Below are 19,494 nucleotides of genomic sequence, written 5' to 3' on the forward strand. Positions count from 1 at the left end.
ATGACCTCGTTTGATTTTTGAAAAGGAAGGGATACAATGAAACGATTTTTTCAAAAAAATTGGAAAGGGTTTGCCTTATTTTTTGCTACAGTCATCGGTGTTTTTTTACTATTGATTATAGCAATCCCTAAAGCTAAACCGATCTTGGGAACTGGTGTTAAGCCAACGGCACAAGGTGCAGTCAAAGAAGTGATTCATTATGCTGCAATCGGCGATTCATTAACTGAAGGTATTGGCGATTTAACCAATTCTGGCGGTTTTGTTCCATTAGTTGCCAATGATTTACAAGAAGAATACCATTTGAATGGTGTTCAAACAGATAATTTTGGTAAAAATGGTGATCGTAGCGATCAGATTTTGAAACGAATTAAAAAAAATGAAGATATCCAAGCTGGATTGGCTTCCGCTGATTTGATTTCATTAACTGTTGGTGGCAATGATTTAATGAAAGTCATTAAAGGTGATGTTTTTCGTTTGACACAAGATTCATTTAAAAAACCACTAAAAAAATACCAAGGTCAAGTAGAACAATTATTAGCAGAGATTCGTAAATACAACCCAGATGCACCTATTTACGTTTTAGGAATTTACAATCCATTTTATCTTTATTTCCCTGATATTACAGAGATGCAGGATATTGTAGATAACTGGAACGATGGAACAAAAGAGATCGTAGAAGCTGAAAAAAATGCATATTTTATCCCAATCAATGATTTATTGTACAAAGGAATTGGTGATCAGGTTGGTATCGTTAGTGATGATCAGACAACTTCATCAAGCGAAACCCATGATATTAAAAACAATGCATTGTATGAAGAAGATCGTTTCCATCCTAATAATTTAGGTTATCAAATCATGGCTAGCGCGGTTCGTGATGAGATGGTCAAAACAAAAGATAAATGGCTGGAAAAAGGAAGTGAGTGAAACTAATGAAAAATGAACCAGAAACACCTAAAAAAGAAAAACAGAAAACCAAGCGAAGAAAAGAAACAACCAAAGAAAAGCAGCCGATAAATCCTTGGAAGATCGCCTTCCTTGTTCTGATCGGTACGATCGTAGCAAGTTTAGCTTTTGTGTTTATCAGAATTACTCAAGTTCGTGAACCCAACTATAAACCTGTTCCAGAGCTAGTAGAAAAAGAGGGAACCCCAGTAGTTTCCATTCAATCGAATAAGAAGCAAGTGAATGCACTGATCGATTTTTATCTTAGTGATTTTCAAAAGGATTCAGATATCACCTATCAGTTCTATTTAGAAAATGAAGCGATGTTGAATGGGACGTTTGAAGTTTTGGGTCATCCTATTCAATTTTACCTGTATTTTGATCCGTATGTGATGGATGATGGCAATGTCCAATTAAAAGCAAAGAGTCTGTCTATTGGAACATTAGGCTTACCAATGAAAGAAATATTGAAGTTTGTTGAGCGAGATTATAAATTACAAAGCTGGGTAGAAGTAAATCCAGATGATAGCACGATCCTATTGCGTTTAGATCAATTTAGAATGCAAAATGGTCTATTTATTCGGGCCGAAAAAATCAACTTAGTTGATGATGATATTCGAATGAATATATACTTACCAAAAGATACTGCGAACAAAAAGGAGGACTAGACATGAGTGAAAAAGCTATTTTTGCTGGAGGTTGTTTTTGGTGTATGATCCAGCCCTTTGATACTCAGCCAGGTATTCTTTCAATTACTTCCGGCTATACAGGCGGTCATGTGCCCAATCCAACTTATGAGCAGGTTTTAAGCCATAAAACTGGACATACAGAAGCTGTTGAAATCGAGTTTGATCCTGAACGTATGCCTTATGAACGTTTAGTGGAGATTTATTGGCAGCAAACAGATCCTACAGATGCACTCGGTCAATTTGAAGATCGTGGAGACAATTATCGTCCCGTGATTTTTTACACAACTGACGAACAAAAAGTGATTGCTGAGAGAAGCCGTCAAGCATTAGCTGAAAGTGGTCGGTTCACTGAACCGATCGTGACAACGATAGAGCCAGCTGTCACGTTCTATCCAGCAGAAGAGTACCATCAGGATTTTTATCAGAAAGATCCAGAACGTTACGAAGATGCTCATGCCAATCGAGCAAATTTTATTAAAGAAAATTGGTGAATACATGAGAAGAAGCTTTTATCATTATTTAATGACATTGAGGGCACCTAAAAAAACAGATGAAAGTCAGTTTGCCAATGATGCCGCAAAGGATATTCAATTTCCTAAACAGTCAGAAGATTATCATGAACTATCAAGTTACTTAGAAATGAACGTAGATTATATAAGCAATATGCATATTTTTGATGAATTGTGGGAAAAATATTTAGAAAACAACAAATAAAAAGCAAGGAAGACTTTTCCTTGCTTTTTTTTCGTGTTAAACTGGGAAAGATGTAGTGATAAACTTAGAGAAAGAGATGACCTCATGAAAGAAAAACGGCAAGTGCCTTATTACCAGTACATAGTATCGATCGTCTGTGTCGCGTTTCTAGTTGGCGGCGGCAGTTACATTTATTTTGATCATCAATATAAAAAACAACTGGCGAGTCGTCCAATACAAAGCAGCGAGTTAAAAAAAGTCGACAATCTTTACAATGAAATCGTAACGAACTATGTTGGAAAAATCGACGAAGAAAAACTGGTCGATGGTGCATTAAAAGGAATGACTGAAGCCCTAGACGACCCATACTCCAGTTATTTGAATGAACCGGAAGCAGATGAATTAGATCAAAGTATTTCAGGCAGCTTTGAGGGAATCGGAGCCACTATGACAATGACCGATGATCTACCAACAGTTGCACAAGCGCCAATTAAAGGCTCTCCTGCTGCTAAGGCCGGCATGAAAGCAAATGACCAAATCATTAAAGTTGATGATGAAGAAACAAAAGGGAAAACTCTTACAGAAGTTGTCAGTAAAATACGAGGAAAAAAAGGGACCGAAGTTCGCTTAACGATCGTACGAGGAACCGAAACCTTTGAATTAAAACTCAAAAGAGATACCATTCCACTTGAAACAGTCAAAGGAGAACTAGATAAAAAAGATTCGACGATTGGTTCGATCAAAATATCTTCTTTTGGTGAAAATACGTATAAAGAATTGAAAGATGCCATCATCTCATTAAGAAAAGAGGGCGCTAAGTCTTTTGTGATCGACCTACGTCAAAATCCAGGTGGGTTACTGGACCAAGTAGAACAAATGGCAAGTATGTTTTTAGAAGATGGAAAAACGATTGTCAAATTTGAAGATAAAAACGGTAATACAAGCGAAGATGCGGCTTCTTCTGATTTAGACGACGGCTTTAAAGTAAATGAACCAACAGTTGTTTTAGTAGATGAAGGCAGTGCAAGTGCTTCTGAGATTTTTGCTGCCGCCTTAAAAGAATCTGGAAACAAAGAAATCATTGGAACAAAAACCTTTGGTAAAGGGACAGTTCAAACCGTTAAAAACTTCAATGATAAGAGTGAAATCAAGCTGACTGTGTTGAAGTGGCTAACACCAAAAGGAGAGTGGATTCACGAGAAAGGCTTAAAACCAACAATCAAAGCGGATTATCCTGATTATGCCTATCTATCACCGATTTCCAGAGATAAAACCCTGAAAGTTGGAGATTCTTCTTCTGTTGTTAAAAATGTCAATGCTTTACTAAAAGCATTGGGGTATGAAGTTGACGCTGAAAGTAATGAGTATTCAGAAGAAACAAAAAATGCAGTCATAGCAATCCAAACGGATAATCAATTACCTGTTACAGGAGAAGTGGATAATGAAACAGCTGATCAAATCGAAGTAGAAGTTGCAAAAATGATCACTGCCAATGACCAAGCATATGATGTTGGGATCAAAGAACTACAAAAAGAAGCTGAAAAAAAATAAGGAAAATGACGCGGTTAGAGTGCCTGAGACATCCTACTATGAGTTATGTCTCAGGCACTTGAAATCCGAATAAACGGTGAGGCAGAAGCAGACCCTTTTTATTTCTCGGGGATAACGCCTCTGTTTCATCCTCATTTTCATATTCTTTTTCTCGACTTTTCATTTGACGAGTCTTTTTTCTTTAAATTAGTCGCTTTTTTTACTCTATTTCCTTTATAATAGGATAGATGAACGGGAAGGAGAGAAAAAATGGAGCAAAAGAAAAAATATATCGGCTACTTTATTTCCTTTATGAAATTACTCATTCCCTCTGTGGTGCTTGTTTTTATTTTAAGAGGCTTTTTTTTGATTCCTGTACCAGTGGATGGAAATTCTATGGCTAAGACACTTAGTCAAGGTGACATGATCGTAATGGAAAAATTTACCTCTATCAAGCGTTTTGATGTAGTGGTGTTCAAGCAGCCAAATGGTTCGATCTATATTAAACGTGTCGTTGGATTACCAGGAGATGCGATCCGCTATGAAAATGACCAGCTTTATGTAAATGAAAAACCTGTTGCAGAGCCTTTTTTAGAGAAAAATATCAAAAAAGACCATGAAACAGTCCCTTATACAACGAATTTTGATTTAAGCAATCTGATTACTGAAAAAAAACTGCCCGAAAATAATTATTTTGTGCTCGGTGATAATCGGCGGATGTCAAAGGACAGTCGTTCTTTCGGCGCAGTTGAAAGTAAATATATTTTAGGAAAAGCACAGTTTGTGTACTATCCATTTACACATATGAAATTCATACCAAGATAGGTGATAACATGACAATACAATGGTTTCCAGGACATATGGCGAAAGCCAGAAGAGAAGTATCAGAAAAAATAAAATTTGTCGATATCGTTTTTGAGTTGATCGATGCTCGGCTGCCGCTTTCGTCAAGAAATCCAATGATGGATCAAATTGTACAGCAAAAGCCGCGGTTGATATTATTGAATAAAGGCGATTTGGCTGATAAAGAGCAAAATCAGAAGTGGCAACATTACTTTCAAGAAAAAGGTTATCATACTTTGGTTATCAATGCGCAACAAAATAAAGGAGTCAATAAAATTATTCCTGAAGCAAAAAAAGCATTGAAAGAAAAGTTAGATCGTGAACGTTCAAAAGGATTAAAACCAAGAGCGATCCGCGCCATGTGTATCGGTATTCCAAATGTTGGAAAATCAACACTTATGAATCGACTAGTTGGAAAAAAAATCGCTCAGACAGGGAATAAACCGGGCGTTACTAAAGGTCAACAGTGGCTGCGTTCGGGAACCGAATTAGAACTGTTGGATACACCGGGAATTTTATGGCCAAAGTTTGAAGATCAAGAAATTGGGAAAAAGTTGGCGTTGACAGGAGCAATCAAAGATCAACTGCTCCATTTGGATGATCTCGCAATATACGGACTCTCATTTTTTTCTCGTTTTTATCCAGACCGTCTAGCGGAACGATACAATCTATCAGAAGAAGAAACATTTTTACCGCCAGCTGAGCTGTTGATGTTGATCAGTCAAAAGCGTGGATACCGTGACGACTATGATCGAGCAAGTGAAATGATCATTCAGGAGATTCGTAGTGGTAAGCTGGGACCCTATACATTAGATCGTTGGGAAGAATTAGGAGCTATAGAAGATGAAAGCTGAGTCAATTCAACAGATAAAAAAAACATTAACTGAGATCAATACAAGAGATGACGAACGAATCAAGGAATGGCAGCAAGATGAACGAAGCGGTGTTCAACAGGCCCTAAAACAATGGGAGCGAAGAATTCAGCGTCATGAAAAAGAACTGGCACACCTAGAAGAAATGCAGCAGTTTGAAAAGAATGCTCGCGCACAGGGACACCGTCTAATTGTCGGTATTGACGAAGTCGGACGCGGACCTTTAGCTGGACCAGTTGTTGCTGCTGCGGTCATTTTACCTGAGAAATTTCAGTTGCTCGGAGTCGATGATTCAAAAAAACTATCTGCTAAAAAAAGAGATGAACTATATAACGAAATCCAAAACCAAGCTATCTCAATTGGAATTGGCATGGTAGATCATAATCAAATCGATGATATCAATATCTATCAAGCTGCCAAACTTGCTATGAGTATCGCTTTAGAAGATCTTAGTTTTATTCCAGATTATTTATTGATTGATGCGATGAAACTGGATGTCAAAATCCCGCAAGAAAGTATCATCAAAGGGGATGCTCGCTCGGTATCGATTGCAGCAGCCAGTATTGTGGCAAAAGTTATTCGTGATCGATTGATGGAAGATTATGCTAAAATGTATCCGGGGTATGGATTTGAAAATAACGCAGGATATGGTACAAAAGAACATCTAAATGGATTAAGAGAGCAAGGTATTTGTGCAATCCATCGAAAAACGTTTGCACCGATAAAAGATATGCTTTAAAAAAAACAAACCGCCTTTTTTTGCGAATACTTATTATAACAAGTATTTACAAAGGAAGGTTTTTTTATGAATGAAGAGCAACGAGAGTTATTTTTTAAATTAGCAGTGTGCCAAGGCATCGGCAATTTAGGTATGTTAAAAGTTTTAGATTTTTCAATAAATTACAACAATACGACCAATTTTTCCAAAGAAGAAATTATTCATATTGCTGAAATCAATACATACCAACGACTGTTTTCGCAATCCTGGGACTATTGGACAAACGAAGCTGAAAAACTAAAGGTATATCAAGCACAACACAATTTTATAACGATTTTAGATGCTACGTATCCTTTTTATCTGAAGCAAATCTATAATTGTCCAGTTTTACTTTTTTATAAAGGAGATATTGGATTATTAGAAGATGCTTGTTTGTCTTTTGTCGGTGCCAGATCTGCTTCAGTTTACGGCATCAATGTTGTACGCCAATTGATCCCTGAAATGGTTGCTCACAAGTTGACGATTGTTAGCGGCTTAGCTAAAGGAATCGATAGTGTGAGTCATCAAGTGACGATGCAGCAGGCTGGACGCACGATCGGTGTGATTGGAACAGGTCTTGATATCTGCTATCCTAAGGAAACAGCACATACCCAACGTAAAATGATGGAGAGTCAACTTGTTATTAGTGAATATCCTAATGGCACCAAACCTAGAAGATATCATTTTCCAATGAGAAATAGAATTATTGCTGGTATCAGTCTAGGTACATGTGTGATCGAGGCAAGCAAAAAAAGTGGTTCCCTAATTACCGCACAAGCTGCTCTCGAATATGGACGTGAAGTTTTTGCTGTTCCCGGAAATTCACTTGATTTTCGTTCAGATGGTTGTCACACCTTGATTCAAGAAGGGGCGAAATGCACGATTTGCCCCCAAGATATCTTAGAAGAAATCCAAAATTTTTCAATTTAATTATATCAATCCTTGACAAACCTGTGATGAATAGATATGATGAAGTACGATTTGTGAGTTCTCTACATTTTGATATATATAATAGAAGAAACACAAAAACCGAAAGGAGCCACACGTTGAATGGCGTATAAATATCTAGTTATTGTAGAATCCCCAGCTAAAGCCAAAACGATTGAAAAATATTTAGGAAAAAATTATAAGGTAGTTGCCAGCGTTGGACATATCCGTGATTTACCCAAGAGTAAAATGGGTATCGACATTGAAAATAATTATGAACCTCACTATATCTCTATCCGAGGTAAGGGTGACGTGATCAAAAGCTTGAAAGCCGCTGCAAAAAAAGCAGATAAAGTTTATCTCGCAGCCGATCCGGACCGAGAAGGAGAGGCAATTGCTTGGCATTTATCTTTTCTTCTTGGCCTAGACTTGAAAGACAAAAATCGTGTTGTATTCAATGAAATTACCAAAGAAGCAGTAAAAGCTGCCTTTAAAGAACCGCGAACGATCAATTTAGATTTAGTGGATGCACAACAGGCTCGTCGAATTTTAGATCGCCTTGTTGGTTACTCACTTAGCCCAATTTTGTGGCGTAAGGTAAAAAAAGGATTGAGTGCCGGTCGTGTGCAATCTGTTGCGCTTAAAATCATTATCGACCGTGAGAATGATATCCGTAAGTTTATTCCTGAAGAATATTGGAGCATTGATGGTAATTTCCAAAAAGCCAAGAAAAAATTCAAAGCGAATTTCTGGGGCGTAGACGGGAAAAAGAAAAAACTGCCGAATGCCGAAGCTGTAAAAGAAGTGACCACACGTATTACAGGAAAAGAGTACGATGTTACCAAAGTTGAGAAAAAAGAACGCAAACGTAATCCTGCGTTACCATTTACTACTAGTAGTTTGCAACAAGAGGCTGCTAGAAAATTAAATTTTAGAACCAGAAAAACGATGATGGTTGCTCAACAACTATATGAAGGTATCGCTTTAGGGAAACAAGGAACGATCGGGCTGATCACCTATATGCGTACAGATTCTACTAGAATTGCAGATTCAGCTAAAGAGGAAGCAGCTGAATATATTGAAAAAAATTATGGTCGTGAATTCTCAGCGCATGGTGGGCGTAAAGCTAAAAATGCCCAAGGTGCTCAAGATGCCCATGAAGCTGTTCGTCCATCAAGTGTTTTACGTTCACCTAATGAAATCAAACAATATTTAGATAAAGACCAACTAAAATTATATACCTTGATTTGGTCACGTTTTGTTGCAAGTCAGATGACACCAGCCGTTTTAGATACAATGAAAGTAACTTTAGAACAAAATGGCGTTACATTCATAGCAAACGGTGCAAAAGTGAAATTTAAAGGCTTTATGCAAGTGTATGTTGAAGGTCGTGATGACGGTAAAGAAGACAAAGAAAACATCTTGCCGGATCTTGTTGAAGGAGATAAAGTTAAATCTGTCGATATCGAACCGAAGCAGCATTTCACTCAGCCGCCAGCAAGGTTTAGCGAAGCGACATTGATTCGCGCGTTGGAAGAAAATGGTGTGGGTCGTCCTTCGACTTATGCACCGACTTTGGAAACGATCCAGCGTCGCTATTATGTCAAATTAACAAACAAACGGTTCGAACCAACTGAACTTGGTGAAATCGTTAATTCATTGATTGTCGAATTTTTCCCGCAGATCGTTGATGTGCATTTTACTGCATCAATGGAAGGGGACTTGGATAAGATCGGTATTGGTCAGCAGAAATGGGTAGAAGTTGTTGACCGCTTCTATCAGCCATTTGAGAAAGAATTGACTAACGCTGAAGAAAAAATCGAAAAAATCCAAATCAAAGATGAGCCTGCAGGTTTCGACTGTGATCTTTGTGGAAATCCAATGGTGATCAAACTAGGGCGTTATGGAAAATTCTATGCCTGCAGTAATTTCCCAGAGTGTCGGAATACGAAGGCTATCGTGAAAGAGATAGGCGTTACTTGCCCCGTTTGTAAAGAGGGACAAGTTATTGAACGCAAATCGAAGAAAAATCGTTTGTTTTATGGATGCAGCCGTTATCCAGATTGTGACTTTACTTCTTGGGATAAACCTATCGGACGTCCATGTCCAAAATGTGGACAGTATCTTGTTGAGAAAAAGGTCAAAGGTGGTAAACAAGTGGTCTGTATCAACGGTGACTACGAAGAAGATATTCAAAAGTAACCACCTAAGTAAAAAAAATGAATGATCATACAGCAACGATTGTCAAACAAGCAATTGTTGCTGTATCTACTTAAAAGAAAAGAGGATATAGATGACTACTACTTCTGTAACAGTTATTGGTGCTGGCTTAGCGGGCAGTGAAGCGGCATGGCAAGTTGCTCAGTCTGGTGTTCCAGTTACACTTTATGAAATGAGACCAGTGAAAAAAACACCGGCACATCAAACAGAAAATTTTGCTGAGCTAGTTTGTTCAAATTCTTTAAGAGGAAATAATTTGACTAACGCAGTGGGTGTCTTAAAAGAAGAAATGCGCCGTTTAGATTCAATCATCATTAGCAGTGCTGATTTAACAGCGGTTCCTGCAGGTGGTGCATTAGCAGTCGATCGCGATACATTCTCTCAAGAAATCACAAGTCGCATTAAGAACCATCCGTTGATCACGGTGAAAAATGAAGAAATCACTGAACTTCCAGAAGGAATTGTGATCGTCGCAACAGGTCCATTAACATCAGAAGCTTTAGCTGAACAAATCAAAGAATTCAATGGCTCAGACGGCTTTTATTTTTACGATGCAGCAGCGCCGATCGTAGATAAGTCAACGATCGATATGGATAAAGTTTATTTAAAATCTCGCTACGATAAAGGGGAAGCTGCTTATCTGAATTGTCCAATGACAGAAGAAGAATTTAATGCATTTTATGAAGCCTTGATTGCCGCTGAAGTTGTTCCTTTGAAGACGTTCGAAAAAGAAAAATTCTTTGAAGGGTGTATGCCTATCGAAGTGATGGCAAAACGCGGAATCAAAACAATGCTATTTGGTCCTTTAAAGCCAGTGGGGCTAGAAGATCCTAAAACTGGTAAACGACCATATGCTGTTATTCAATTACGTCAAGATAATGCTGCGGCTTCACTATACAACTTAGTAGGATTCCAAACGCATCTAAAATGGGGCGAACAAAAACGAGTATTCCAAATGATTCCTGGATTGGAAAATGCTGAATTTGTACGATACGGTGTGATGCATCGAAACAGTTTCATGAATTCACCTGAGTTATTAAAACCGACGTATCAATCTCAAAAAAGAGAGAATCTATTTTTTGCGGGACAAATGACGGGTGTTGAAGGTTATGTTGAAAGTGCAGCTAGTGGATTATTAGCTGGTATGAATGCGGCTCGTTTAGCCAAGAATGAAGAACCAATCGTTTTCCCAAGAGAGACAGCACTGGGCAGCATGGCTTATTACATCACACATGCAGAAGGAAAACATTTTCAGCCAATGAATGCGAACTTTGGACTTTTCCCAGAAATGCCAGAGAGAATTCGTGATAAAAAAGAACGTTATGAAGCAATTGCTAATAGAGCGTTAACAACATTAGCCGAAGTAAAGCAAGAGTGGCATCTTAGCGAGTAAAGGATCAAAAGTTAAGGAGTGTTTGACAGAAATGTCTGCTTCTTAACTTTTTTTGTTGTTATAAGATTAAATTTTCCTTATAGATTCTGAGTCTTTAAGGTCAAATATGAATAAATTGTTACTAAATTTGAAAATATTAATTAAATTCTGACAATTCATTTGTTTTTTCAAAATGGTTATGCTACAGTTACTTTGTAATTTATGGAGGGACAATCTATGCAGGAAAAAAACTGGCCGCAGATGTTTATGAGCTATTTAATCGTTGAACGCGGTTATTCTGAAAAAACAAAAATAGCCTATGAAGAAGATATGCATAACTTTTTTGATTTCCTGAGCGATTCTGGTAATGCCGATTATTTAAGTGTGGATCATCTCGATATCCGTACCTATCTGAGTTTTCTTTATGATAAAGAATATAGTCGGAATTCAATTAGTCGAAAAATTGCTAGTCTAAGGTCATTCTATCAATTTTTATTAAAAAACGAAGTAATCAAGGAAAATCCTTTTTCTTATGTCCATATGAAAAAAAAACAGTTACGACTCCCACGTTTTTTCTATGAAAAAGAGATGGATGCATTATTCGAAAGTGCTAAAGGATCGAAGCCTCTAGATTTAAGAAACCAAGCATTACTGGAAATACTTTATGGAACTGGAATTCGTGTCAGTGAATGTGCGAATCTAACACTACAGTCTGTTGATTTTTCAGCCAATGTCTTATTGATTCATGGAAAAGGAAATAAAGATCGCTATGTTCCCTTTGGTTCATTTGCACAAGATGCCTTGAAGGAATACCTTGAAAATGGACGGACGATTTTGATGGAAAAACATGGAAAAGAGCATGCTTTTGTTTTTGTGAACCATCATGGGGATCAAATCACTCCTACAGGAATCGAATATGTGTTAAATCAACTGATCAAAAAAAGTACACTCAATGGAGATATCCATCCACATATGCTTCGACATACGTTTGCGACGCATTTATTGAATAATGGAGCTGATATGCGGACAGTTCAAGAGCTTCTAGGACATTCGGATTTATCGACCACTCAGATTTATGCTCATGTAACAAAAGAGAGCTTACAAAAGAATTACCGAACCTTCCATCCCCGTGCGTAATGGGGAAAGGTTGATAAGATTCATGGGCTAGTCTTTCAGAAAAATGAAAATGGGTTGAAGCAAATAGGCCGTTCTCGTTTTTTTATTTTTCTGTCCAGACAAAACGAGCCCGCTACGCTTTTATTATCTAGCTTTGTGGGCTAACTCTTTGGAAAAAAGATAAATTATGATCGAGGCGGAAAGCGCCACTCTCGATTTTTTATTTTTCTGTCCAGACAAAATGAGCCCACTACGCTTTTATTATCTAGCTTTGTGGGCTAACTCTTCGGAAAAAAGACAAATTGTGATCGAGGCGGAAAGCGCCACTCTCAAAATTTGCTATTTTTCTGTCAGAGCCATACGAGCCCACTACGCTTTTAAATTTAGGAGGAACTAAAATGGTTGAATCTCAATTTCACTCAACAACAATCTGTGCTGTTGAAAAAGATGGAAAATTTGCTATGGCGGGTGATGGCCAAGTAACGATGGGTGAATCTGTCGTGATGAAAGGAACTGCCAAAAAAGTCCGTAGAATTTATAACGATGAAGTTGTTGTAGGTTTTGCTGGAAGTGTTGCGGATGCCTTTACTTTAGAAGAAAAATTCGAAGGAAAATTAAATGAATATAATGGAAATTTAACGCGTGCTGCTGTTGAACTAGCACAAGAATGGCGGACACAGCAATCAATGCAAAAATTAGAAGCGATGTTGATCGTGATGAATAAAAAAGAAATGCTCTTAGTCTCAGGAACTGGCGAGGTCATCACACCAGACGATGGGATTTTAGCTATTGGCTCTGGTGGTAATTTTGCACTTTCTGCTGCTCGAGCAATGAAGCATTACGGAGATAAAGACATGTCTGCTAAAAAAATTGCTGAAAATGCCTTAAATATCGCAGCTGATATTTGCGTATTTACAAATCATAATATCATTGTAGAAGAATTATAAATGGAGGATTATAGCCATGAGCGAATTAAATAAAACACCAAGAGAAATCGTCAAAGAACTAGATGAATATATTATTGGACAGGAAACTGCAAAAAAATCTGTTGCGGTTGCTTTAAGAAATAGATATCGCCGCTTGCAGCTTGAAGAAAAGATGCAACAGGACGTGACACCGAAAAATATGCTGATGATTGGTCCGACTGGGGTAGGTAAAACCGAGATTGCCCGTCGCCTGGCAAAAATTGTCAATGCTCCTTTTATCAAAGTAGAAGCAACAAAATTCACGGAAGTCGGCTATGTTGGCCGCGACGTGGAATCAATGGTTCGTGACCTTGTTGAGAATGCGATCCAAATCGTTGAAAAACAACAATACAGCCGAGTGTATTCACAAGCCTTGAAAAAAGCGAATAACCGTTTGGTAAAAGTGTTAGTCCCAGGAATCAAAAAAGAGCAAAAACAAACATCGAACAATCAATTCGAACAAATGATGCAAATGTTTTCTGCAACTCAACAACCTCAAGAATCGCAGGAAGAAGTGACTGAAGAAATCAAAGTCAATCGGAAAACGATTTTAGAGCAACTAGAAAAAGGACTATTAGATAATCGAGAAGTGACGATCGAAATCGATGAACCCAAAAAGAATATGCCGGCAATGAATGCTGGAATGGAACAAATGGGGATTGATTTAAACGAAACTTTGGGCGCTTTATCACCTAAGAAAAAAGTAGAACGCACAGTAACTGTAAAAGAAGCTCAAGAACTGTTGGTAAAAGAGGAATCGGCTAAAATTGTAAAAGATGCTGACATTCATAGTGAAGCGATTCGCTTAGCAGAAAGTAGTGGGATAATTTTTATTGATGAATTTGATAAAATTACGTCTAAAAGCCAACAAAATTCTGGTGAAGTATCCAGAGAAGGTGTGCAGCGTGATATTTTACCAATCGTTGAAGGATCACAAGTTAATACAAAATACGGACCTATTCAAACCGACCACATCTTATTTGTCGCTTCTGGTGCATTCCACTTATCTAAACCAAGTGATTTGATTCCAGAATTACAAGGCCGTTTTCCGATTCGTGTAGAATTAGATGATTTAACTGCGGAAGATTTCGTACGTATTTTAACAGAACCAAACAACGCCTTGATCAAACAATACATTGCCTTGATTGGTACAGAGAATGTCACTGTGATTTTCACAAAAGAAGCAATTGAACGGATTGCGAATATAGCATTTGATGTGAATAGAGATACCGATAATATCGGAGCACGTCGATTACACACTATTTTAGAGCGTTTGCTGGAAGATCTATTGTTCGAAGCGCCAGATATGCAAATGGGTGAAATTACGATCACTGCAGCGTACGTAAATGAAAAACTAAACAGTATCGTCCAAAATGAAGATTTAAGTCGCTATATTCTTTAATATTACGTCACTTCACAAGCTGAACAAGTTTCCGTTTCAAAATTAGGAGGAGTAAAAATGACTACTTTATTAGAAAAAACACGTCAGATCAACAAATTATTGCAGCAAAAAAATACTTTTGATCAAAAGGCTGAATTACCTTATGACAAGATGGCAATGATTTTAGGTGATGTTTTAGAAAGCAATGCATACATCATCAGTAGCGAGGGTGTTTTGTTAGGGTACAATGAAAAATTGGATGTGAACAATGCTCGTGTTAAGCATATGTTTGAAGAAAAACGTTTTCCTCAAAGTTATACTGATGCCGCAGATAATTTAGCAAAAACAGAAGCAAATATTTCCATTACAAGCGATTTAACCGCTTTTCCAGTTGAGTTACGTGAAAAATATCCGTTTGGTTTAACGACTATTGTTCCTATGTTTGGTGCAGGTGAACGTTTGGGGACGATTATTTTGGCAAGAGTGGAGCAGTCCTTTGATGATGAAGATTTAGTTTTGGCTGAATACAGCGCGACAGTTGTTGGTATGCAGATTCTTTATCAACAATCAAGATCTATCGAAGCAAGTGTTCGCAGCGCAACCGCGGTACAAATGGCGATCAACACTTTATCTTATAGTGAGTTGAAAGCTGTCCACGCAATATTTAAAGCTTTGGATGGAGAAGAAGGCCGGTTGACTGCGTCAAGCATTGCAGATGAAATAGGGATTACTCGTTCCGTCATCGTAAATGCTTTAAGAAAATTAGAGTCAGCTGGAATTATTGAATCTCGTTCATTAGGCATGAAGGGAACCTATTTAAAAGTTTTAAACAAACAATTTATCAAAGAACTTGAAAAAGAGAACTCATAGGAGGCGCGGCGAATGACTGTAAAAATTGAAAATGACTACTTGATTGCAACAATTGCAGAAGAGGGTGCTGAACTTGTCAGCTTAAAATCTAAAAAGAACGATATAGAGTATATTTGGCATGGAGATCCAGCTTTTTGGGGTCGTCACGCGCCTGTTCTTTTCCCTTTTGTAGGACGTTTAAAAGATGATCAGTATACGTACGCAGGCAAAACCTATCCAATGGGACAGCATGGTTTTGCAAGAGATCAAGTATTTGAAGTGATTGAGCATGGTGCTGAACTCGTGTCGTTATCACTGAAAAGTACGGCAGAAACTAAAAAGATCTATCCTTTTGATTTTGAATTGATTCTTTCTTATGTGCTGGAAGATAATAATTTGAGTGTGAAGTATCAAGTTGAAAACACAGGGAAAGAAGAGATGTATTTTTCAATCGGTGGTCATCCAGCTTTCAATGTACCTTTAGAGAAAGAATTAACTTTTGAAGATTATTACTTAGGTTTTTCACCACAAAAATCACGTATTCAAATCCCGCTAAAAGGACCATATGCGGATTTTGCTCATAAAACCTTAGGTCAGACAAATACTAGTTTGGACTTACGTAGAGATCTTTTTAATGAAGATGCGATCATTTTCGAAACAAAGGGGATCAATAGCTTTACCATTGCGACCGACGAAAGTCCTCACAGCATTAGTTTAAGCTACTCTGACATGCCTTATGTCGGAATCTGGACTCCTTATCCTCAAGAAGCGCCATTCGTTTGTATCGAACCGTGGTGCGGTATAGCAGATGGCGTAGAAGCTACTGGAAATTTGGTTGATAAAATCGGTATCAATCAATTGTCCAGCGAGGCTATTTTCAAAACGCAATACACGTTAACGGCCAACTAATAAAAACAGCCAAAGATAAAAGCGTAAAGCACCTTATCTTTGGCTGTTTTTATTTATTATTTTTAGCGCCTAATCCAAAGGAAACACGACTTTCCGTTCCATCTTTGATTCGTTTGATATTGTCCTTATGTCGAATAAAAATGAAAATCGTCAAAGCCACAGCAATTACTGTCAGTAACCAGTCAAATTTAGGCAAAATCTGTGGAATCGCAAAAGGAAGAATAATTGTTGATAAGGTGATCAAAATTGCACTGATCATACTGGTCAAACTTACCATGCTGGTGATATATAGCATAATAATAAAAATCAAGGCAGAATAGACAAAAAAGGTTGGACTATAGGCTAAGATCATCCCAGCGCTGGTTGCAACAGCTTTTCCTCCCTTGAAATTAGCGAAAATTGGAAAGGTATGTCCCAATACAGCTGCTACACCAAAAACCAATGGATTAACATTTAAAGAAAAGATTAGGGGCAAACTTGTGGCCAGTGTACCTTTCAATATATCCATCAATAAAACTGTGGTTCCAGCTTTTTTTCCTAAAACTCTAAAAGTATTCGTCGTACCAGTATTTCCACTGCCAAAAAGGCGAATATCTTTTTTAAAGAAAAGTTTTCCGATCCAAACACCGGAAGGAATCGAGCCTAATAAATAAGCAATAATCAATAAGAATAAAAATTTCATAGAGTGACCTCTTTCTCTTCAAACTAGCCTATATTTTATCATGAATAGAAACAGCTAACAATAATTAACTATTCGTTGTATAATAAAAAAGAAGCGAAAGTAGAAAGGATGACAAAGATGCCTGTAGAAAATCCATCACAAGAACAAATTTATACTTATTTGAAAGAAGCAAAACGAATCGCCGTTGTTGGCCTAAGCAACAAACCTGACCGAACCAGTTATCAAATTGCCCAATTATTACAAGATTATGGGTATGAGATCCTTCCAGTCAATCCTTTGTTGGCAGGTCAAGAAATTCTTGGTGAACAAGTTTATGAAAAACTTCAAGATATCCCTGGTCACATCGATATCGTTGATATTTTCCGTAGAAGTGAATTTTTACCTGAAGTTGCTCATGATTTTTTAGAAACAAATGCTACCGTTTTTTGGGCGCAGTTGGGTTTAGAAAGTGAAGAGGCGGCGGATTTATTGAAAAATGCTGGCAGAGATGCTATCATAATGAATCGTTGTATTAAGATCGAACTTGCAAAAATGCCGAAATAGGTACAAATGATCTTAAGAAAGAGTTACCGAATAGGAAAGCTCTTTTTTTTTGAGAGTTTTTAGAGTATTATTGTAATGATGTGGCTAAAAGCCCTACAATTCAAGTATAAGGAGTTTTTTCTTTGGCGAAAAAAGTAAACAATGAATACAATGACGCCTCCATCCAAGTCCTAGAAGGATTGGAAGCAGTACGTAAAAGACCAGGGATGTATATCGGTTCGACAGATGGTCGGGGGTTACATCATTTAGTTTATGAAATCGTTGATAATGCGGTCGATGAAGCATTATCCGGTTATGGAAATGAAATTAAAGTGGTCATCCAAAAAGATAATAGTATCAAAATCGCCGATTCTGGACGAGGAATGCCAGTCGGTATGCATGCTTCAGGGATTCCTACAGTAGAAGTGATTTTCACAGTTCTACACGCTGGAGGAAAGTTCGGACAAGGCGGTTATAAAACATCTGGAGGCTTACACGGAGTAGGTGCCAGTGTTGTAAATGCCTTATCATCATGGCTGGAAGTAACCATCGTTCGAGATGGTGTTGAATATAAACAACGTTTTGAAAATGGCGGAAAACCTGTCGGAACGCTGAAAAAAATCGGGAAAACAAACAAAAAGAACGGAACCACAGTTACTTTTTTACCGGATGATACGATTTTTTCTACTATCCATTTTTCTTATGAAACACTAGCAGAAAGACTACGTGAGTCAGCCTTCTTATTAAAAGGAGTAAAAATTTCACTTACTGACCTTCGAGGAGAAGAACCAAAAGAAGAAGTGTTCCACTATGAAGAAGGGATTAAAGAATTCGTCGCTTATTTGAATGAAGAAAAAGATACGTTGACGCCAGTTGTTTATTTTTCAGGTGAAAAAGAAGGGATCGAAGTTGAACTAGCTTATCAATACAATGATGGTTATTCAGAAAACGTCTTATCTTTCGTAAATAACGTTCGTACAAAAGACGGCGGTACACATGAAGTAGGAATGAAAGCATCAATGACTAAAGCCTACAATGAGTATGCACGTAAAGTTGGCTTGCTAAAAGAAAAAGATAAAAACCTAGAAGGTAGCGATTTTCGTGAAGGCCTTGCTGCGGTCTTATCAATCCGTGTACCAGAAAATCTTCTACAATTCGAAGGACAAACGAAAGAAAAACTGGGAACACCACAAGCCAGAAATGCAGTTGATAACGTTGTGGGCGAGCAAATGGGTTTTTACTTGCAAGAAAATAGTGAGATGAGTCAACAATTGGTTCGTAAAGCAATCAAGGCCCGCGAAGCCCGTGAAGCTGCTCGTAAAGCTCGTGAAGAAAGTAGAAATGGTAAAAAACGTAAAAAAGGTGAATCTCTTTTATCTGGTAAATTGACTCCAGCGCAGTCTCGGAATCCTAAGAAAAACGAACTATATTTAGTCGAAGGAGATTCTGCCGGCGGTTCAGCAAAACAAGGACGGGACAGAAAATTTCAAGCAATATTACCACTTCGTGGGAAAGTTTTGAATACAGAAAAAGCTAAAATGCAAGATATTCTGAAAAATGAAGAAATCAACACCATGATCTACACGATCGGTGCAGGTGTAGGCCCTGAATTTTCAGTAGAAGATTGCAACTATGATAAAGTGATCATCATGACCGATGCGGATACTGACGGTGCACATATTCAAGTACTGTTGTTGACTTTCTTCTATCGTTACATGAAGCCATTGATTGAAGCTGGCAAAGTTTATATTGCTTTACCGCCACTGTATAAAGTATCAAAAGGGCTTGGTAAGAAAGCAGTCACAGAATACGCATGGACAGATGAAGAGTTAGCCAATGTGACACAGCAAGTCGGCAAAGGCTACATGCTGCAACGATACAAAGGTCTTGGTGAAATGAACGCTGATCAATTATGGGAAACGACGATGGATCCGGAAACTCGGACATTGATTCGTGTTCGGATCGATGATGCTGCACAAGCTGAACGTCGAGTTACGACCTTGATGGGTGACAAAGTTGAACCAAGAAGAAAATGGATCGAACGTCACGTTCAATTTACTATGGAAGAGGACGGCAGTATTTTAGATCGCAAAGATGGAGAAACAGACATCTCACCGTCCATTTCAAATGAAGTATTGGATGAAGAAAAAGAAGCAGAAAAAAGACAAACAAATGAAGAAACTGAAGAAATCAGTTTATTTGACTTAGAGTAGGGGAGTGACGAA

Annotated in this window: 19 protein-coding genes; 18 read left to right on the plus strand and 1 reads right to left on the minus strand. The window is 37.8% G+C overall.

Annotation, left to right across the window (positions count from 1 at the left end):
* Window positions 1-36 precede the first annotated feature (36 nt).
* From BCR25_RS18585 to BCR25_RS18660, 16 genes are all read left to right on the plus strand, one after another.
* Window positions 37-924 carry an SGNH/GDSL hydrolase family protein gene (locus BCR25_RS18585; RefSeq protein ID WP_069665108.1) on the plus strand — a complete coding sequence of 296 codons (888 nt, stop codon included), beginning with the start codon at window positions 37-39 and terminating at the stop codon, window positions 922-924.
* A 5-nt stretch (window positions 925-929) separates the two neighbouring features.
* Window positions 930-1,610 (plus strand): YpmS family protein, encoded by a 681-nt coding sequence (locus BCR25_RS18590; RefSeq protein WP_069665109.1) that lies wholly within the window; start codon window positions 930-932, stop codon window positions 1,608-1,610.
* A 2-nt stretch (window positions 1,611-1,612) separates the two neighbouring features.
* On the plus strand, window positions 1,613-2,122 hold the full coding sequence (gene msrA / locus BCR25_RS18595; protein WP_069665110.1) for a peptide-methionine (S)-S-oxide reductase MsrA: 510 nt from the start codon (window positions 1,613-1,615) through the stop codon (window positions 2,120-2,122).
* A 4-nt stretch (window positions 2,123-2,126) separates the two neighbouring features.
* Complete coding sequence (locus tag BCR25_RS18600; protein ID WP_069665163.1) at window positions 2,127-2,345, plus strand: YozE family protein; 219 nt, start codon at window positions 2,127-2,129, stop codon at window positions 2,343-2,345.
* Between the two features lie 84 nt (window positions 2,346-2,429).
* Complete coding sequence (locus tag BCR25_RS18605; RefSeq protein WP_069665111.1) at window positions 2,430-3,875, plus strand: S41 family peptidase; 1,446 nt, start codon at window positions 2,430-2,432, stop codon at window positions 3,873-3,875.
* Between the two features lie 249 nt (window positions 3,876-4,124).
* Window positions 4,125-4,679 carry a signal peptidase I gene (gene lepB / locus BCR25_RS18610; RefSeq protein WP_069665112.1) on the plus strand — a complete coding sequence of 185 codons (555 nt, stop codon included), beginning with the start codon at window positions 4,125-4,127 and terminating at the stop codon, window positions 4,677-4,679.
* Between the two features lie 8 nt (window positions 4,680-4,687).
* Entirely contained in the window at window positions 4,688-5,551 is an 864-nt protein-coding gene (gene ylqF / locus BCR25_RS18615; protein ID WP_069665113.1) for a ribosome biogenesis GTPase YlqF, read from the plus strand.
* Window positions 5,541-6,308, plus strand: coding sequence for a ribonuclease HII (locus tag BCR25_RS18620; protein WP_069665114.1), 768 nt, complete (start codon window positions 5,541-5,543; stop codon window positions 6,306-6,308). The genes ylqF and BCR25_RS18620 overlap by 11 nt, the downstream gene beginning before the upstream one ends.
* 66 nt (window positions 6,309-6,374) lie before the next feature.
* Entirely contained in the window at window positions 6,375-7,256 is an 882-nt protein-coding gene (dprA, locus tag BCR25_RS18625; RefSeq protein WP_069665115.1) for a DNA-processing protein DprA, read from the plus strand.
* 120 nt (window positions 7,257-7,376) lie between these two features.
* A complete protein-coding gene (gene topA, locus BCR25_RS18630) occupies window positions 7,377-9,455 on the plus strand; it encodes a type I DNA topoisomerase (RefSeq protein WP_069665116.1) in 2,079 nt (692 codons plus the stop codon).
* 91 nt (window positions 9,456-9,546) lie between these two features.
* Window positions 9,547-10,866, plus strand: coding sequence for an FADH(2)-oxidizing methylenetetrahydrofolate--tRNA-(uracil(54)-C(5))-methyltransferase TrmFO (gene trmFO, locus BCR25_RS18635; protein ID WP_069665117.1), 1,320 nt, complete (start codon window positions 9,547-9,549; stop codon window positions 10,864-10,866).
* A 216-nt stretch (window positions 10,867-11,082) separates the two neighbouring features.
* On the plus strand, window positions 11,083-11,982 hold the full coding sequence (gene xerC, locus BCR25_RS18640) for a tyrosine recombinase XerC (RefSeq protein ID WP_069665118.1): 900 nt from the start codon (window positions 11,083-11,085) through the stop codon (window positions 11,980-11,982).
* A 377-nt stretch (window positions 11,983-12,359) separates the two neighbouring features.
* On the plus strand, window positions 12,360-12,908 hold the full coding sequence (hslV, locus tag BCR25_RS18645) for an HslVU peptidase proteolytic subunit (protein ID WP_069665119.1): 549 nt from the start codon (window positions 12,360-12,362) through the stop codon (window positions 12,906-12,908).
* 16 nt (window positions 12,909-12,924) lie between these two features.
* Entirely contained in the window at window positions 12,925-14,328 is a 1,404-nt protein-coding gene (gene hslU / locus BCR25_RS18650) for an ATP-dependent protease ATPase subunit HslU (protein WP_069665120.1), read from the plus strand.
* 57 nt (window positions 14,329-14,385) lie between these two features.
* Window positions 14,386-15,177 (plus strand): GTP-sensing pleiotropic transcriptional regulator CodY, encoded by a 792-nt coding sequence (codY, locus tag BCR25_RS18655; RefSeq protein ID WP_069665121.1) that lies wholly within the window; start codon window positions 14,386-14,388, stop codon window positions 15,175-15,177.
* A 12-nt stretch (window positions 15,178-15,189) separates the two neighbouring features.
* Window positions 15,190-16,065 carry an aldose 1-epimerase family protein gene (locus BCR25_RS18660; RefSeq protein WP_069665122.1) on the plus strand — a complete coding sequence of 292 codons (876 nt, stop codon included), beginning with the start codon at window positions 15,190-15,192 and terminating at the stop codon, window positions 16,063-16,065.
* Between the two features lie 49 nt (window positions 16,066-16,114).
* Here the strand turns inward: BCR25_RS18660 and plsY are convergent, their stop codons facing one another.
* On the minus strand, window positions 16,115-16,747 hold the full coding sequence (gene plsY, locus BCR25_RS18665) for a glycerol-3-phosphate 1-O-acyltransferase PlsY (protein ID WP_069665123.1): 633 nt from the start codon (window positions 16,745-16,747) through the stop codon (window positions 16,115-16,117).
* A gap of 117 nt (window positions 16,748-16,864) precedes the next feature.
* On the opposite strand from plsY, the gene BCR25_RS18670 reads away from it, so the two are divergent.
* Both BCR25_RS18670 and parE read left to right on the plus strand, forming a co-directional pair.
* The gene (locus tag BCR25_RS18670) at window positions 16,865-17,290 is read left to right on the plus strand and encodes a CoA-binding protein (protein WP_069665124.1); all 426 of its coding nucleotides are present in this window, start codon (window positions 16,865-16,867) and stop codon (window positions 17,288-17,290) included.
* Window positions 17,291-17,412: 122 nt separating this feature from the next.
* Window positions 17,413-19,482 carry a DNA topoisomerase IV subunit B gene (parE, locus tag BCR25_RS18675; protein WP_069665125.1) on the plus strand — a complete coding sequence of 690 codons (2,070 nt, stop codon included), beginning with the start codon at window positions 17,413-17,415 and terminating at the stop codon, window positions 19,480-19,482.
* Window positions 19,483-19,494 lie beyond the last annotated feature (12 nt).

The organism is Enterococcus termitis, from assembly GCF_001730305.1.
Taxonomy (GTDB): Bacteria; Bacillota; Bacilli; order Lactobacillales; family Enterococcaceae; genus Enterococcus_L; species Enterococcus_L termitis.

Excerpts from the sequence above, each read along its gene's own strand:
- BCR25_RS18585 (WP_069665108.1), top strand. The coding sequence starts at position 37 with ATGAAACGATTTTTTCAAAAAAATTGGAAAGGGTTTGCCTTATTTTTT.
- BCR25_RS18590 (WP_069665109.1), top strand. The coding sequence starts at position 930 with ATGAAAAATGAACCAGAAACACCTAAAAAAGAAAAACAGAAAACCAAG.
- msrA (WP_069665110.1), top strand. The coding sequence starts at position 1,613 with ATGAGTGAAAAAGCTATTTTTGCTGGAGGTTGTTTTTGGTGTATGATC.
- BCR25_RS18600 (WP_069665163.1), top strand. The coding sequence starts at position 2,127 with ATGAGAAGAAGCTTTTATCATTATTTAATGACATTGAGGGCACCTAAA.
- BCR25_RS18605 (WP_069665111.1), top strand. The coding sequence starts at position 2,430 with ATGAAAGAAAAACGGCAAGTGCCTTATTACCAGTACATAGTATCGATC.
- lepB (WP_069665112.1), top strand. The coding sequence starts at position 4,125 with ATGGAGCAAAAGAAAAAATATATCGGCTACTTTATTTCCTTTATGAAA.
- ylqF (WP_069665113.1), top strand. The coding sequence starts at position 4,688 with ATGACAATACAATGGTTTCCAGGACATATGGCGAAAGCCAGAAGAGAA.
- BCR25_RS18620 (WP_069665114.1), top strand. The coding sequence starts at position 5,541 with ATGAAAGCTGAGTCAATTCAACAGATAAAAAAAACATTAACTGAGATC.
- dprA (WP_069665115.1), top strand. The coding sequence starts at position 6,375 with ATGAATGAAGAGCAACGAGAGTTATTTTTTAAATTAGCAGTGTGCCAA.
- topA (WP_069665116.1), top strand. The coding sequence starts at position 7,377 with ATGGCGTATAAATATCTAGTTATTGTAGAATCCCCAGCTAAAGCCAAA.
- trmFO (WP_069665117.1), top strand. The coding sequence starts at position 9,547 with ATGACTACTACTTCTGTAACAGTTATTGGTGCTGGCTTAGCGGGCAGT.
- xerC (WP_069665118.1), top strand. The coding sequence starts at position 11,083 with ATGCAGGAAAAAAACTGGCCGCAGATGTTTATGAGCTATTTAATCGTT.
- hslV (WP_069665119.1), top strand. The coding sequence starts at position 12,360 with ATGGTTGAATCTCAATTTCACTCAACAACAATCTGTGCTGTTGAAAAA.
- hslU (WP_069665120.1), top strand. The coding sequence starts at position 12,925 with ATGAGCGAATTAAATAAAACACCAAGAGAAATCGTCAAAGAACTAGAT.
- codY (WP_069665121.1), top strand. The coding sequence starts at position 14,386 with ATGACTACTTTATTAGAAAAAACACGTCAGATCAACAAATTATTGCAG.
- BCR25_RS18660 (WP_069665122.1), top strand. The coding sequence starts at position 15,190 with ATGACTGTAAAAATTGAAAATGACTACTTGATTGCAACAATTGCAGAA.
- plsY (WP_069665123.1), bottom strand. The coding sequence starts at position 16,747 with ATGAAATTTTTATTCTTATTGATTATTGCTTATTTATTAGGCTCGATT.
- BCR25_RS18670 (WP_069665124.1), top strand. The coding sequence starts at position 16,865 with ATGCCTGTAGAAAATCCATCACAAGAACAAATTTATACTTATTTGAAA.